Here is a 14,209-nt window from a genome sequence, read left to right on the forward strand (position 1 = left end):
TGAAGCTATTAATACTTCCGTTCCCGGAACACCCGGAGCCACTCCTCCACCTCGGCCTCGCCGGGGTCGGGCTTCTCGGCCTCCTCCCCCTTTCCCGGCGCCGGCCAAACGCGGGCCCAGAACCCCTCGGCCGGCTCCACCCGGGCCCCCAGGGCCCGGGCCCGGTCGGCCAGGCGCCGGTCCGAGGTCACCACGGTGGCGGCCCGGGGGTTCCCCCGCCCCAGGCGCCGGAGGATCTCCTCGTCGGCCGTGCGGCCCGCCGGGCTGTAGACCACCGAGAGGGCGCCCACCCGCCGGGCCTTCGCCCCCCCGGCCCGATCGCCGTCGAACACGACCACCACCGGTTCCCGCCGGCCCGAGGCCCAGGCCCCCAGGCGCTCCACCACCCGCCGCCGGCCCTCGGCCTCCCGGTCCAGGGGCAGCCGCAGGCCCCGGCCGATCAGGTTGTGTCCATCCACCAGAACCATGAAACCGCTGCGCCCCTTCGTCTGGCCCCGTGCCGCGCGACCCCTGCGGGCCCCCTCCCCCCAGGTCCGGGCATCCGGACCGGAGCCCCGGAACTGTCTCCTATACCCGGAACGGGGTTCCCCTGACCAGACCCCGAAACGCAGAACCGCCCGCCTCCCGATCCCGGGGGAACGGCAGGCGGGCGGTTAGGCCGGGCCGGGCGGCAGCCGGCGCCCGTGCCTACCCCCCCGCCTCGCAGGCCTTCTTCTCCGGGGGGAACAGGGGCGCGCGCAGCGGCATGCCCGAGCCCTCCAAGACCACCTGGCGGGCCCGCTTCTTTTCGGTGTTGAACACGATCGGGGCCATGAGGTTCGCCGTGGCCCCCTCGATGCCTTCGGACAGGTTCACGATGACCCCCACGGCGGCCTGGTCGGGACTCGTGATCTCCAGGTCGGCGAGATCGCTCTCCTTGGCCTCCACCCGGTAGTCCGGGAAGAACGGCCGGGGGTCCGTGATCAGAAAGCACACGTCCGGGCTCTCCACCGACTGGAACCACTGGAACGGGAGCTCCGGATCCGGATGGAGCACCACGAACCGCAGGTGCTCGGGGAACCCGAGCATGGGCCGGGTCAGGGTGATCACCTGGGTCTCGTCGATCTCCACGGGCCCGAAGGCATGGGTCAAGATTTCCACGGCGCAGTCCTCCTCGTGCGGGGGCACGGTTTAGGTCAGAAAGTCCAGGATCGAGATGTTGAAGAGCCGGGCGCCCGCGGCGAGCGCCGTCTGGTACGCCTGCTCCTCGTTGGTGAGCCGCATCACCGCCTCGGCGAGGTCCACCCCCTCCACGCCGGCCTCCAGCTCTTCCACCGAAGCGTTGAAGGCCTCGAGCCGGTTCTTCGCGAGCTCCAGGTTCCGGCTCCGGGCGCCCACGAGCCCCCGCTGGGTCACCACGTCGTGGAGTCCCCGGTCGAGCCGGCCGAGGAACCCCGAAACCGCGGCGGGGTCTTCGGTGCGCAGGGCGGCCTCCAGGTCGGAGAGGAGCCCGAACACGTTGCGGGTGCCGGCCGAGATGCCCAGGGACTCCGCCCCGGACACCGTGATCTCGCCCCCCGCCTCGGTGTCGGCGATCCGGACGGACCAGGTGCCGTCCTCGTTGGCCCGGGCCTCCAGGTTCACGGTGACGCCGGTGGCCGCCTCGTGGTCCCGGAACGCCTGGTCCACCGCGGCCGCGAGTTCCTCGGCCGAACCGTAGGTGCCGTCCAGGGTGACCGCGACGTCGCTCGTGCCGTCCGAGACCGTGAACGTCACGGGCGAGGCGGTGAGGTCCAGGGGGAAGTCCAGCTCCCCGGCGCTACGGGCCTCGGTCTCGCGGAACGCCAGATCCCCCGGCAGGTTCACGGCCACGGTCTGGCCGTTGCCCATGTTCACCCGGAGCCGCTCGCTGTTCCCCTGGTAGCGCAGATCCTCGGCGAAGGGCGCCACCTCGCCGGCCGTGCCGTTGAAGAGGTATTTGTCCTCGTGCCGGCCCTGGGCGATCTGCACGAGCCCCTCCCGGATGCCGGCGATCTCGTCGGCCAGCGCGGCGTAACTCCCCGAGAGCGGGGCGCTGGCGGTGTTGGCGCCCTCGACCGCGATGGATTTCGCCCGCACCAGGTGATCGTACACCTGGCCCAGGGCCGACTCGGTGGCCCGGTGCACCGTGAGGGCCTCGTCGATGTTCTTGAGGTACTGGGTGTTCCGGGCCACCACCTCCTGGAGCCGCACGAGCCGGCTCGCCGCGGCGGGGTCGTCGGCCGGCTTCGTGATCCGCTCGCCCGACGAGATCTGCCGGTTCAGCCGGTCCAGGTTCCCCAGCCGGCGCTGGAGGTCCTGGGCCCAGGACTGCTGGAGGCTCTTGTGGGTTACCCGCATGGGTCATCCCTCCTACCGGCCGGCCAGCCCGACCCGGTTGATCAGGGTGTCGATCAGGCCGTCGACCACGTTCACGAACCGGGCCGCCGCCTCGAACCCCCGCTGGTACTGGAGGAGCTGGACCATCTCCTCGTCCAGGTTCACGCCCGACACCGCCTCCCGCTGGGCCTCGAGCTGGGTCAACACGGCCTGGCCCGCCTCGTCGAACACCCGGGCGTCCCGGGCCCGGGAGCCCAGGTCCTGGACGATCCGGCCCAGGTACCCGGCCGGGGTCTCCCCCACCCCTTCGAACACGGTCTGGGCCGCCAGGTCCGCGATGCGCCGGGCGGTTTCGCCGTCGCCCGCCGCGCTGCCCCGGCCGGCCGCGATCCGGTCGGTGTCGGTGGCCACCACCGGGTCGAGCTCCAACACGGCGTCCGGGGCGTACACGGTCACCGTGCCGCCGGCGAAGGGTTCGCCGCTAAAGAAGATCTCGGCCGTGCCCCCGGGCAGAAACCCCATGTCCACCCCCCCGGTCAGGCTGACCGAGGCGTCCGAGGCGAGGTCGAGCGGTTGGGCCGGCCCCCCGTCCAGGCTCACGGTTCCCGTGGTCAGAAGCCCGTCGCTTCGCTCCCCCGCTGCGTAGGTGCCGGCGGCCACCGCGGCCTCGAAGGTCACTCCGTCGGCGCTCCACGAGGCGGTCCCGCCTGCGCCGGCGTCCACCTGCAGGACCTCCCCCACCCGGTCGTCCCCCCGGTAGAGGGCGAGCGACACCGTGGTGCCCTCCACGTCGGTGACCCGCACATGGTAGTCGAGCCCGATGGCGGCCTGGCCGCTGTACGTGCCGGCCGTAGCCGAAAGCGCGATCCCCGCGTCGGCGCCGCCTGTGCCCCGGTCGGCCGGGGAGAACAGGACCGCCGGGTCGGTGGGCACCGTCACCGCGAGGGCGTGGGTGCCCGGCTCCAGGCCCGCACCCGCCTCGGCCTTGCTCATGCCGGCCGAGGGTGCCACCACGGCCCGGGTGGTGTCGCCCGACCAGGCGAACAGGTTCCGGCCGGGGTTCCCGTCCCGGTCGGTGCCCGCCCGGTGCAGCCCGTTGACCCGGTCCACCACCGTGGCCATCCAGGTGGAGAGGTCCTCCCGGAGCCCGGGGACCACCTCGTCCCGGAGCTCCAGGTACCCCCCGATCTCCCCGCCCTCGGGCACCACCGGGGCCGATCCCACGTGGAACGAGGCGATCCGGCCGTCGGCGTCCCGGTCGGCCTCCAGCTCGAACACACCCGTGCGGTGCACCAGGTACGGCCCGCCCCCCGCGACCCGCACGTTGAGGTACGACCCGTCCGATTCCACCTCGACCCCGATCTTCCGGCTGATCTCCCGCACCAGGAGATCGCGCTGGTCCCGAAGGTCGTTGGCGGTGAACCCGCCCGCCTCGGCCTTGGCCACGGCGGCGTTGAGGTCGCGGAGCTCCTGGAGGGCCGTGTTCAGGTCGGCCAGGGCCTCGGAGGCCGCCTCGTCGAACCGGTCCTCGAGCTCGGTGAGCGCCCCGACCTTCTGGTTGTACACGGTGGCCAGGTTCCGGGCCCGGTCGAGCACCTGGGCCCGGAGGGCCAGGTCCTGGGGCCGGGCGGCCAGGGCGTCGAAGCTGTTCCACAGCTCGGTGAGGGCGCCGTTGAGGCCGGACTCGGAGGGCTCCCCCAGGGCCGACTGCACCTCGTCGAGCCCCCGGGCCAGCACCTCGTCGTGGCCCCGGCCCACCGTGACCCGAGCGATCTGCCGCTCCAGGTACGACACCTGGATCCGCTGCACGTTCTCGGCGTCCACCCCCGAGCCGATGCTCCCCTGGGACGTGATCGTGGGGATCCCGGGCGTCATCTGGACCCGTTGGCGCGCGTACCCCTCGGTGTTCACGTTGGCCAGGTTGTGGCCCGTGACGTCCAGCGCCGTCTGGTGGGCCAGCATCGAGGAGCGGCCGATGTTGAGTCCGTAGAAGATGTTCGCCATGGTGTCCGCCGATGGTCTGGGGTGGCTCAGGCCTGGCACACGGCCCGGGTGTGGGGGGGGGCCGCCCCGGGGCCGTAGCCCGCCCCGTTGGCCTGGCGCACCAGGTGCTCCGTCACCGTCTTTCCGAACCGCGCCGCGATCCCCAGGGCCGCCGCCTTCGCCCGGGCCGCCTCCAGGGCCTCGGTGCGTTCCTTCCAGCCGCGCCGAAGCGCGGGATCGTCCGCCGCCCCTCCGGCCCGGGCCCACCGCCCGGCCGCGGCCTCCCGCAGGGCCGACGCCCGGTGCAACGCCTGCACCGCGTCCCGGGCGCCCGCCAAGGCTTCGTCCAGGCGGCGGGGGTCCGCCACAGCCGATCGCGCGCCCTCGAGCGCCGCGGCCAGGGCCCGGGCGGCCCGGGCCTCCCGCTCGAGGGCGGCCCGGAGATCGGCCCGCGTCCGCTCGGCCCACGCGCTCACGGCAGGCTCCCCGTGGCCAGGAACCAGTGCTCCCGGATCATCCGGGGCAGCACGTCGGCGCCGGCCACCTGGTACTCGCCCCGCTCGATCTGGCCCAGAATCTCGTCGACGAGCTCCTGGCGGATGTCGGGGGCCGCGAGCGCCAGGCTCCGGGCCCGCCGGATCTCCAGGCCCCGGCCGGAGATCTGGACCCGGTCGGCCGGGTCCGCGCTCACGGCCGCGGCCGCGTCGGGCTCCCTTCGCCGGGCGGGGAGGGGCTGCCCGGCGGTTCCGATCCCCCGTGTGTACCGATCGCGGATCTTCATCGCGTTCCTCTCGCAAAACGGGCTCAGGCGGCATCGTCCAGCCTCGCCGCGGGGCGCCGCGCCGGCGGCGCGTACCCCCCGGCTGGGCCGGGCCTCGGGCCGGCGACGCGGCCGGGGTCCGCCTCCGTGCGGCCCTCGGCCTCCCTGCCCTTCTCTTCGGCCCCGGCGCCGGTTTCCTTTACCCGTTCGAGCTGTTCCATCATCGACCGCCACAGTCCCAGACCCTCCCCCTGGCTCACGAGCTCGGCCCACTGGTCGTCGAGGAGCCCGTAGGCCGTCTCCTTGGCAAACCCGTCGGGCCCGCGGCCGGGGGGCACCATGGCCTTGCGCATGGTGCGGAACACCAGGAGCGCGAACTCCTTTTCCAGGGCCCGGCACGCGCCCTCGAGATCCTTGGGCAGGGGCGCGTTGCGCACGCCCGCCACCGCCGCACCCAGGCTCACCACAGCGTCCGCCATCACAGGATCTCCAGCTCGGCCTGGAGCGCCCCGGCCGCCTTGAGGGCCTGGAAGATCGCCACCAGGTCCCGGGGGCTCACGCCCAGGGCGTTCAGGGCCTGTACGAGGCTCGCCAGGGTCTCACCGGGTTCCAGGAGCAGCACCTTGGCCTCCTCCTCGGTCACCGTGACCTGGGCCCGCTCCCGGGCCACGGTCTGGCCGGCGGAGAGGGCCTCGGGCTGGCTGACCTCGAGGTACGGGGTGATCTGGACCGTCAGGTTCCCGTGGCTCAGGGCCACCGGCCGCACCCGCACGTCCTGGCCGAGCACCACGGTGCCGGTGCGCTCGTCCACCACCACCCGGGCCACGGCGTCGGGCTCCACGGTCACGGCCTCGAGCCGCGCCAGGAACCCCACCGGGTCGGCCGCCTCCCCCTCGGGCACCACCACCCGCACCCGGCCCGCGTCCAGGGCCTGGGCCGTGCCCGGCCCGAAGGCCGTGCCCACGGCCCCGGCCAACCGGGCGGCCGTGGTGAAATCGGGCTCCCGGAGCACGAGGTCCACGTAGCCCCGCCCCAGGTCCGGCAGGGGCGCGTCCCGCTCCAGCAGCGCCCCGCCTGGGATCCGGCCCACGGTGGGGTGGTTCTGCTGCACCCCGCCCCCGGCCGCGCCGGCCCCGAACCCGCCGATGGACAGGGGCCCCTGGGCCACGGCGTACACGTCGCCGTTGGGGGCCCGCAGCGGCGTGAGCAGAAGCGTGCCGCCCTGGAGGCTCGAGGCGTCCCCCACCGAGGAGACGGTCACGTCGATCCGCTGGCCGGCCCGGGCGAAGGGCGGAAGCTCCGCGGTCACGATCACGGCGGCCACGTTCTTAAGCTTGATGTCGTCGGGGGTCACGGCCACGCCGAGCCGCTCCAGGAGGTTCGCCGTGGACTGGGTGGTGAAGGCCACCCCGGACTTGTCGCCCGTGCCGTTCAGACCCACCACCAGCCCGTAGCCGATGAGCTGGTTTTTGCGCACCCCGTCCACCCGGGCGATGTCCTTGACCCGCACGGCCGCGGCCGCCGGAAGCGCCACGAGGAGCGCCAGGAATCCCGCGAGAATCCGGTTCATCGTTCGTCTCCCCTCAGAACGGCCACACGGCGTCGAGCACCCGGTACATCCAGCCGGGCTTTTGCTGGCTCGCGATGAGCCCGTCGCCGCCGTAGAGGATCTGGGCGTCCGCGAGCGCGATGGAGCTCACCGTGTTGTCGGCCGAGATGTCCTTGGGCCGCACGATGCCCCGCACGAACAGGTACTGGGTGTCCCGGTTGACCTCCACCTGCCGCCGGCCCTCGATCACCAGGTTCCCGTCCTCGAGCACGTCCACCACCCGGGCGGTGACCCGCATCCGCAGCACATCCTTCTGCTTCGTGGCCCCGCTGCCCTGGAAGCTGTTCTCGGTGGAGGCGCCCACCGAGGGCCGGAACCCGCCGGACTTGTAGAGATCCGGAAGGCCGTAGTGCTGGGGCATGCCGAGGAAGCTCGACACCCCGGCGGAGACATCGGTCTGCCGGCTCACGTCGGTGGAGGCCTCGCGGCTCGCCTCGGCCGTCTCCACCACGATCACGGTCACCAGGTCGCCCACGGCGAACGCCCGGTGGTCCCGGTAGAGCCGGGTGAGGGCCGCGTCCTCGCTCCAGAGGCTCGTGGGCTGCTGGGGGCCCCGGGCCGCCGGCGCCGGTCGGTTGAGCGGGGTGGGCGCGGGCCACGGCGGCTCCTGCAGGTGGGGTCGCGAGCACGCCCCGAGGGCCAAGAGGGCCACGGCCAGAAACCCGGTTCGCCGTCTCATCGCACCGCCTCCCGGAGGCCCGCCACGACCTCCACCAGCCCGCCGTCCCGCACCACGCCCGCGACGGTGCGGCCGCTCGACAGATTCTCCACCTGCACGGTCTCGCCGACTCCGGCGCTTCCCAGGGCCTTCCCGAGGGTGCTCGCCGTCACCCCGCCCACCCGGGCCACCACCCGCACCAGGTCGCCCCGGCCCACCACCGGGACCACCTCGAGGTCCCGGGGCGAGACGACGGCGCCGGCCCGGAGGCTCCGGCGCAGCCGCTTGCCCAGCGCCTCCTCCAAGCCCGTGAGGCCTCCGGCCCCTGCGGGCGCGACCCGGACCTCCAGGTCGTCGGCCGTGAGCACCTCGCCCCGGGCCACGTCGCGCCGGAGCACCACGGCCGGCCGGCCCCGGAACACCTCCACCCGCACCCAGGCCGTGTCCTCCCGCCGGCCCTCCACCCAGACCTCCACGGGCACGGTGGCGGGCGACGGCAAGGCGCCGTGGGGAAGCCGGGGCCGGAGCTCCAGCCGCCCCCGGGGCACCGGACCCGGCAGGCCCACCGAAAGGATCCGCACGTCCTCGTCCTGCCCCACCCGGGCCCGGACCGCCCCGAGCACGGCCTCCACCAGCTCGGCCCGCTCCACCCGCCGGCCCGGCCGCTCCACCACGATCGTCTCTGGAAGCTCCAGCTCGGCCCCCACGGTGGCGGCTCGCTGGCGCACCCAGGCGGCCTCGAGGGTGCGGCGCTGCCCGGGCCGGGGGGCCGGCCCGAGCCGCACCGCGGCCCACTCGGCCGGGGCGCCGGGCGCGAGATCGGCCAGGGTGAGCTGCTCGGCGTCCACCTGGACCCGGGCCGGGAGCCGCACGGCCGCCGTGACGGGAAGGGCGACGAGCAGGAGAACCGCGAGGGCGAGGGCGCGCATCGGGTTTACCTCTTCACGTTGTTGGACATCTGGAGCATCTCGTCGGCGGCCTGGATCGCCTTGGAGCTCACCTCGTAGGCCCGCTGGCCGGCGATCAGGTTCACCATCTCCTCCACCACGCTCACGTTGCTCATCTCCAGGAACCCCTGGTTGAGGCTCCCAAGGCCCAGGGTCCCCGGGGTGCCCGTGATGGCGTCGCCCGAGGCCGGGGTGGCCACGTACACCGAGTGGCCGATGGACTTGAGGCCCCCCGGATTGGAGAACCGGGCCAACTCGATCGTGACCCCCAGGTCTTCCACCTGGCCGGTGTCCCCGTTCAGGATCGACACCGACCCGTCGCTTCCCACCGTGATCTCCACCGCGTTCGGCGGGATCGTGACCTCGGGGAACACCACCCAGCCCTCGCTGGTGACGAGCCGGCCCTGGGAGTCGAGCTTGAACGAGCCGGAGCGGGTATACCCGGTGCCCCCGTTGGGCAGGGTCACCTGGAAAAACCCGTCCCCCTCGATCAGCAGATCCAAGGGGTTCCCGGTCTCCCGGAAGTCGCCCTGGCTGAAGAGCTTCTCGGTGGTCACCACCCGGGCCCCGAGGCCCACCTCCATGCCCACCGGGTACTCGGAGCCGGCGCTCGACACCGTGCCCGGGGTGAGGAGGGTCTGGTAGAGGAGGTCCTGGAAGTCTACCCGGCTTCGCTTGAACCCGGTGGTGTTCACGTTCGCGAGGTTGTTCGCGATCACGTCCACGTTGATCTGCTGGCAGTTCATGCCCGCCGCGGCGGTCCAAAGGGCTCGGATCATGGGTTCACCTCCCTGTCGGGTTCCCTATCGGCTCACGCCACCCGGCCGATGCGGCGCGCGGCCTCGCCGGTGACGTCCTCCATCACGGTCTGCACCACCTTCTGGTAGGCCTCGAATCCCCGCACAGCCTCGATCATGCGGGTCATCTGCTCCACCTGCTGGACGTTGGCCTGTTCGAGGGCCCCCTGGAGCACCTGGGGGTTCGCCGGCGCGGGCTGCAGGGCGCCCGTCGCCGCGAACAGGTTTCCTCCCAGCCGCAGCAGGCCCCGGTACCCCGGGAAGTTCTCGAGCCGCAGCCGGTCCACCTGCTTTCCCCCGGCCCACACCCACCCCCCTTCGTCCACCCGGACCTCGGTGTCCGCGGGCACCACGATCGGCCCGGCCTCGCCCAAGAGCGCGTAGCCGGGCCCGTTTCGCACCGTGCCGTCCGGGGCGCGAAAGAACCGGCCGTCCCGGGTGTACAGGGGTCCGTTCGGCCCCTGGAGCACGAAGAACCCGTCCCCGGAAAGGGCCAGGTCCCAGCTGCGCCCCGTGGGCCGCACCGGCCCCGGCGCGGGGTTCACGAACTCCCCCTGGTAGTCGGTCTGCACGTCCAGGGGGAGCGGCCCCTCCGTGGGCCGCTGGGCCGCCCGGAGTTCCCCGGCCGCCTTGTACCCCGGCACCTGGGCGTAGTAGAGATTCCGGGCCGCCAGATCGAGCCGGCGGCTTTCGACGAGCATCCCGCTGGTGGCGGTGTAGAGGGCTCGGATCATCTCGGTTCCTCCTCGCCCGGCCCGAAATGCAAGGGGGGTGCCACGCGGAATCCCCGTTGAGTTCCGGTGCGTTACGCGGAGCCGTCCCGCCCCTGGGGGAGTCAACCGTGCCCCCCGGGGGGAAATCGGGCCCTCCCCCGCCTCAAGGGACGACCGGCGCGGGTCGATCGGAAGCTTGCACCCTTTTCGGAGAACCCCCATGTCCGACAATACCGTGTCCCTCGAACAGCTCGCCCCCCGGGTGCTCACGGCGCTTCCCGTGGCGCTCGTCGTGCTCGACCCCGACTTCACCATCCGTGCCATCAACGGCCGGGCCGAACGGGTGTTCGGCGGTCCCCCGGTCGAGGTCGTGGGCCAGAGCCCCGGCGACGCATTCCACTGCGTGAACGCCCTCGCCAGCGACGCCGGGTGCGGCCACTCGGTGGACTGTGGGCAGTGCCTCCTGCGCCGCACCGGTCGGCGGGCCCTCGAGGGGGAGACCGTGGAGCAGGAGGAGTTCCGGGTTCGGGTGCGCACGGCCCAGGGGGCCGAGGAGGAGCGCATCGTGCTTCTCACCGCCGCCCCTCTGGAGCACGAGGGCAGCCGGTTGGTGGTGCTCCTCCTCCAGGACGTGACCGTCCTGCATCGGCTCCGGGGCCTCGTGCCCATCTGCGCGGCCTGCAAAAAGATCCGCCGGGACGACGAGTCCTGGGAGGCGATCGAGGCCTTCATCCAGGAGCACTCACACGCCTTTTTCAGCCACGGCCTGTGCCCGGAGTGTTTGCGCAGGCTTTACCCCGACCTCGTGGACGAGGAATGATCCCGGAACAACTGCCCCTACCACCCCGTCCCAGATCCGTAAGGGGACGCCCGCGCAGACGTTGATTGGTTCTCTCCACCTTGCCGGCCCGGCCCGCCCTTCCGGCATCGGGTAGGCGCCTGCCTCCTGACAGAATTTTCGTGACCCCACCTTGCCCCCGCGGCGGATCGTGGTAATCAGATTCCTTGACCTAAGTCATGGAACGGGGATGTGACCTCCGGGTAGCGTGCCCGTGTGAAAGCCCTCACTTTCTCTCTCATCCCAGGAGGTGCGCAATGAAGCCACGATCCGCCGTCGTTCTCTGGTTCGCCCTCTTAGCGCTTGCGCTCCCCGCGTGGGCGGCAGACCTGTCGTCGGAGACCCGTGAGTGCTTGGAGTGCCACACCGACCAGATGCCGGGTCTTGTGACCCAATGGGCCTCCAGTGCCCACTGGAACGCGGGGGTCGGGTGCTACGAGTGCCACAAGGCCGACGCCGGCGACGCCGACGCCATGGAACACAACGGGTGGACGATCTCCATCATCGTGAGCCCCCGCGACTGCGGGCGGTGCCACGAGAAGGAGGCGGCCGAGCAGGAGGCCAGCCACCACGCCCAGGCCGGGAACATTTTGAACTCCAAGGACGGCCTCCTCGGCCAGACCGTGGGCGGGGAACCGGCCGTAGCCGTGGGCTGCCGGCAATGCCACGGCTCGGTCGTGCGGGTAAAGGACGGAGGTAAACTCGACCCAGCCACCTGGCCCAACACCGGCATCGGCCGGGTCAACCCCGACGGCTCCAAGGGTACCTGTAGCGCGTGTCACACCCGGCACCGGTTCAGCAAGGCCCAGGCCCGGCGGCCCGAAGTGTGCGGCAAATGCCATCTGGGGCCGGACCACCCCCAAAAGGAGGTCTACGAGGAGTCGAAACACGGCATCCTTTACGCCGCTTTCGCCGATCAGCTTAACCTGACCCGGCCCAAATGGGTGGCCGGACAGGACTATTACGACGCGCCCACCTGCGCCACCTGCCACATGAGCGCCACCCCCAACCAGAGCGTGACCCACGACGTCGGGGCGCGGTTGAGCTGGAATCTGCGCGCCCCGATCTCGAGCCGAACCAAGGATTGGGAGAAAAAGCTCGCGGCCATGAAGGACGTGTGCTCGGCCTGCCACGGCGGGGACTTTGTGGAGGGGTTCTACGGCCAGCTTGACGCCTTCGTGGAGCTCTACAACGAGAAGTTTGCCAAGACCGCCAGGGCGATCCGCGCCCGGCTCATCGAGGAGGGGGTGCTGACGGCCCAGGACTTCGATGACAAGATCGACTGGATCTGGTGGGAGCTGTGGCACCACGAGGGCCGGCGGGCCCGCCACGGGGCGGCCATGTCGGGGCCGGACTACGCCTGGTGGCACGGCATCTACGACATGGCCAAGCACTTCTACACCGAGCTCCTGCCCGAGGCGAAGGAGGCCTGCGAGCGGGCCGGCAAGCCGGAGCTCTACGAGAAGATCCTGGCCGAGTACATCACCTCCGACCTCCGGCACGAGTGGTTCGTGAAGGGGTTCGACCCCAAGCGGGTCGAGGAGATCAAGAAGTACTACGAGGAACGGTACCACCAGAAGGTGGAATAGGCTTCCTCAACCACGGTGATCCCGAAGCGGAAACGGCGGGCCCCCGGGGCCCGCCGTTTCTTCGTCTCTGCGCGGTCGGCCCGCCCGGCTTCCCGACCTCGGGCTTGCCGGGCCGGGGCGCTCCGATACACTGGGCACGTCCAGGTACCTTCCGTCGTCGGCCCGCGGTCGGCAGTCTCCGCCCCCCCGGTCCAGGGGGCGGCCAAGTGAGCGGGCGAACGCGAGAACTCCTTGTTCTTGCGAACAGGCCGCGGCCTGCGGCCTACGAAGCTTCCAATACCAAAGGCAGGAGGCGTCACGCCCACCGGAGCCGGCGTGAGGCGTAGGATCGGAGGCACGGGATGTCCCAACTGGTGGGGTGCGCATGGACGGGCGGGGTGGTTCTCGCGGCGGATCGCAGGGTGACGGTGGGAACAGACGAGGGAGAACAGACCCGAAGCGTTCGCAAACTCTACCCCCTGGGACACTGGGCCGCGGCCGCCACCGCGGGGGCCGCCGTGGGGATCGGTCTCACCCGGCGCATCGCCCGGGCCTTCCATGGACGGGCCGCACCCTTCCTGGACGAGATCGAGCCCTACATCCTCAAGGTATTCTGCCGGGAATACGAAGCGTTCGTCCAGCAGGGGGCCCGGTGGTTCGCGGCCCACCCCGAGGCGCACCAACGGTCCTACCTGCTCCTGGGCGGCAAAGACAGCGCGGGGGCGTTTCGGATCGCCTTCTACGCGTCGGAGGCCCACGACTGCCCCCACGCGCCCCTTCCCGTGGGGAACGTGGTCACCGCCCCTCGCCGGTTGGGCCTCGAGGCGCGCCTGGCCCAAGAACTCGCAGGAGAGCCGGCCCCCGGGGCGGTGGAGGAACTCGTGGCCGTGGCTCTTCGGCGCATCGCCCAACGCGATGAGGCCGTGGGAGGCCCGTTCGACCTTGCGGTCCTGGACTCCCACGGCCTCCGGTTTGAAACCCTGGAATAGCCGTCTTGTAGGCCTTACAAAGAAAAAAAGCGGGCACTCAGGCCCGCCGGAAAGGGAAACCACCTGATGCGTTATGCGCGGGCGCCCCGGCTTACGCGGTAGGTTCCGGTTTCCCCAACACCAGCCATCCAACCCTGCTCGAGGCCGGTCTCCTTCCGGCAGGCCGGGCAGAAGGAGGCGATCTCCTCTTCCCACAGCGTACGCCCCACCGAGATCACGTCTTGCGCGCAGGTGGCGCACAACGCAGCTTCCTGGGGCAACCCGAAATACTGCCGGCCCAAGGCCTCACAACGATCCAAGGCCTCGGGCCTCGTCTCAACGATGGTCGGCGCGGTGCTTCCACAGGTGTAGCAGGTCAGGCTCATGGCGTCACTCCTCCTCACGTGGATTAACAGTCCCCCGTTGGTTGGGCACGTAGCTTAAGAACACGGCTCAGTGAAATCAATGGGAGGGCTTCACTTGTATCCGATGGGTACCGCGTATTATCCGATCAGCCAAAATTGCAAACTCAACCCGTCCGGTATTCTGAAACTATCCGGAACGAACGGATATTCCGCATAACCAAACCGGTACTTCCCCGCTCGTGCCCTTCCCCTCCAAGTGCCAGGTGGCTATTCATTGAGGGTAAAGTTCACACCTACCCCTGAGAGGAGGACGAAGATGTGCAATCATGCATACGGGCTGGAAAGGATTCGCTGCGAGGAGTGTGGGGCCCACGTTGCCTCGCGGTGCGTCGATTGCGGGTACGAATCGCGGTACGAGGAACACGCGCCCGGGTGCCCCCTGACCATCCAGGCGGCAGAAGGGCCCAACGATCAGGACACCCGCACAAACCCAACGTTGCGGTGGTAACGCGGACGGGCACCTGGGGAAAGGAGAAGGCCCATGGTACAGCTCGAACTGACGCAATCCGAGGCGGCCGTTCTCAAAGAGGTGCTCGAATACGTGCTCTCGGAACTGCGCATGGAGATCGCGGACACCGACCGAAAGGATTTCCGGGAGCAGCTTAA

General features: G+C 71.2%; 16 protein-coding genes. 3 read left to right on the forward strand and 13 right to left on the reverse strand.

From position 1 onward, the window contains the following. Positions 1–8 precede the first annotated feature (8 nt). From ACYQ8L_RS16620 to ACYQ8L_RS16675, 12 genes are all read right to left on the reverse strand, one after another. On the reverse strand, positions 9–467 hold the full coding sequence (locus ACYQ8L_RS16620; RefSeq protein WP_459942933.1) for an NYN domain-containing protein: 459 nt from the start codon (positions 465–467) through the stop codon (positions 9–11). A 220-nt stretch (positions 468–687) separates the two neighbouring features. Then, complete coding sequence (gene fliW, locus ACYQ8L_RS16625; protein ID WP_459942934.1) at positions 688–1,140, reverse strand: flagellar assembly protein FliW; 453 nt, start codon at positions 1,138–1,140, stop codon at positions 688–690. Between the two features lie 30 nt (positions 1,141–1,170). Further along, the gene (gene flgL, locus ACYQ8L_RS16630; protein WP_459942935.1) at positions 1,171–2,358 is read right to left on the reverse strand and encodes a flagellar hook-associated protein FlgL; all 1,188 of its coding nucleotides are present in this window, start codon (positions 2,356–2,358) and stop codon (positions 1,171–1,173) included. 12 nt (positions 2,359–2,370) lie between these two features. Next, entirely contained in the window at positions 2,371–4,341 is a 1,971-nt protein-coding gene (gene flgK / locus ACYQ8L_RS16635; RefSeq protein ID WP_459942936.1) for a flagellar hook-associated protein FlgK, read from the reverse strand. A 26-nt stretch (positions 4,342–4,367) separates the two neighbouring features. Beyond that, positions 4,368–4,796 carry a hypothetical protein gene (locus ACYQ8L_RS16640; protein WP_459942937.1) on the reverse strand — a complete coding sequence of 143 codons (429 nt, stop codon included), beginning with the start codon at positions 4,794–4,796 and terminating at the stop codon, positions 4,368–4,370. Continuing rightward, complete coding sequence (locus ACYQ8L_RS16645) at positions 4,793–5,101, reverse strand: flagellar biosynthesis anti-sigma factor FlgM (RefSeq protein ID WP_459942938.1); 309 nt, start codon at positions 5,099–5,101, stop codon at positions 4,793–4,795. Before ACYQ8L_RS16645 ends, ACYQ8L_RS16640 begins: the two co-directional genes overlap by 4 nt. 23 nt (positions 5,102–5,124) lie before the next feature. Further along, on the reverse strand, positions 5,125–5,559 hold the full coding sequence (locus ACYQ8L_RS16650; RefSeq protein WP_459942939.1) for a hypothetical protein: 435 nt from the start codon (positions 5,557–5,559) through the stop codon (positions 5,125–5,127). Beyond that, on the reverse strand, positions 5,559–6,650 hold the full coding sequence (locus ACYQ8L_RS16655) for a flagellar basal body P-ring protein FlgI (protein ID WP_459942940.1): 1,092 nt from the start codon (positions 6,648–6,650) through the stop codon (positions 5,559–5,561). The genes ACYQ8L_RS16650 and ACYQ8L_RS16655 overlap by 1 nt, the downstream gene beginning before the upstream one ends. Before the next feature lie 13 nt (positions 6,651–6,663). Next, the gene (locus ACYQ8L_RS16660; RefSeq protein WP_459942941.1) at positions 6,664–7,368 is read right to left on the reverse strand and encodes a flagellar basal body L-ring protein FlgH; all 705 of its coding nucleotides are present in this window, start codon (positions 7,366–7,368) and stop codon (positions 6,664–6,666) included. Further along, positions 7,365–8,276, reverse strand: a complete 912-nt coding sequence (gene flgA, locus ACYQ8L_RS16665; RefSeq protein WP_459942942.1) for a flagellar basal body P-ring formation chaperone FlgA — start codon at positions 8,274–8,276, stop codon at positions 7,365–7,367. The genes ACYQ8L_RS16660 and flgA overlap by 4 nt, the downstream gene beginning before the upstream one ends. 5 nt (positions 8,277–8,281) lie before the next feature. Beyond that, the gene (gene flgG / locus ACYQ8L_RS16670; RefSeq protein WP_459942943.1) at positions 8,282–9,073 is read right to left on the reverse strand and encodes a flagellar basal-body rod protein FlgG; all 792 of its coding nucleotides are present in this window, start codon (positions 9,071–9,073) and stop codon (positions 8,282–8,284) included. A gap of 32 nt (positions 9,074–9,105) precedes the next feature. After that, positions 9,106–9,825: a flagellar hook-basal body protein gene (locus ACYQ8L_RS16675; protein WP_459942944.1), complete on the reverse strand. Its 720-nt coding sequence runs from the start codon at positions 9,823–9,825 to the stop codon at positions 9,106–9,108. A 199-nt stretch (positions 9,826–10,024) separates the two neighbouring features. Here ACYQ8L_RS16675 and ACYQ8L_RS16680 point away from each other — a divergent pair, with 199 nt between their 5' ends. The 3 genes from ACYQ8L_RS16680 to ACYQ8L_RS16690 all read left to right on the forward strand — a co-directional run bounded on the left by ACYQ8L_RS16680 (position 10,025) and on the right by ACYQ8L_RS16690 (position 13,199). Then, entirely contained in the window at positions 10,025–10,624 is a 600-nt protein-coding gene (locus ACYQ8L_RS16680) for a PAS domain-containing protein (RefSeq protein WP_459942945.1), read from the forward strand. A gap of 275 nt (positions 10,625–10,899) precedes the next feature. Continuing rightward, positions 10,900–12,231 carry a multiheme c-type cytochrome gene (locus tag ACYQ8L_RS16685; protein WP_459942946.1) on the forward strand — a complete coding sequence of 444 codons (1,332 nt, stop codon included), beginning with the start codon at positions 10,900–10,902 and terminating at the stop codon, positions 12,229–12,231. 341 nt (positions 12,232–12,572) lie between these two features. Further along, positions 12,573–13,199, forward strand: coding sequence for an Ntn hydrolase family protein (locus ACYQ8L_RS16690; protein WP_459942947.1), 627 nt, complete (start codon positions 12,573–12,575; stop codon positions 13,197–13,199). A gap of 71 nt (positions 13,200–13,270) precedes the next feature. Here the strand turns inward: ACYQ8L_RS16690 and ACYQ8L_RS16695 are convergent, their stop codons facing one another. Further along, the gene (locus ACYQ8L_RS16695; RefSeq protein ID WP_459942948.1) at positions 13,271–13,564 is read right to left on the reverse strand and encodes a hypothetical protein; all 294 of its coding nucleotides are present in this window, start codon (positions 13,562–13,564) and stop codon (positions 13,271–13,273) included. Between the last annotated feature and the right edge of the window lie 645 nt (positions 13,565–14,209).

This window comes from Deferrisoma palaeochoriense (assembly GCF_054656955.1).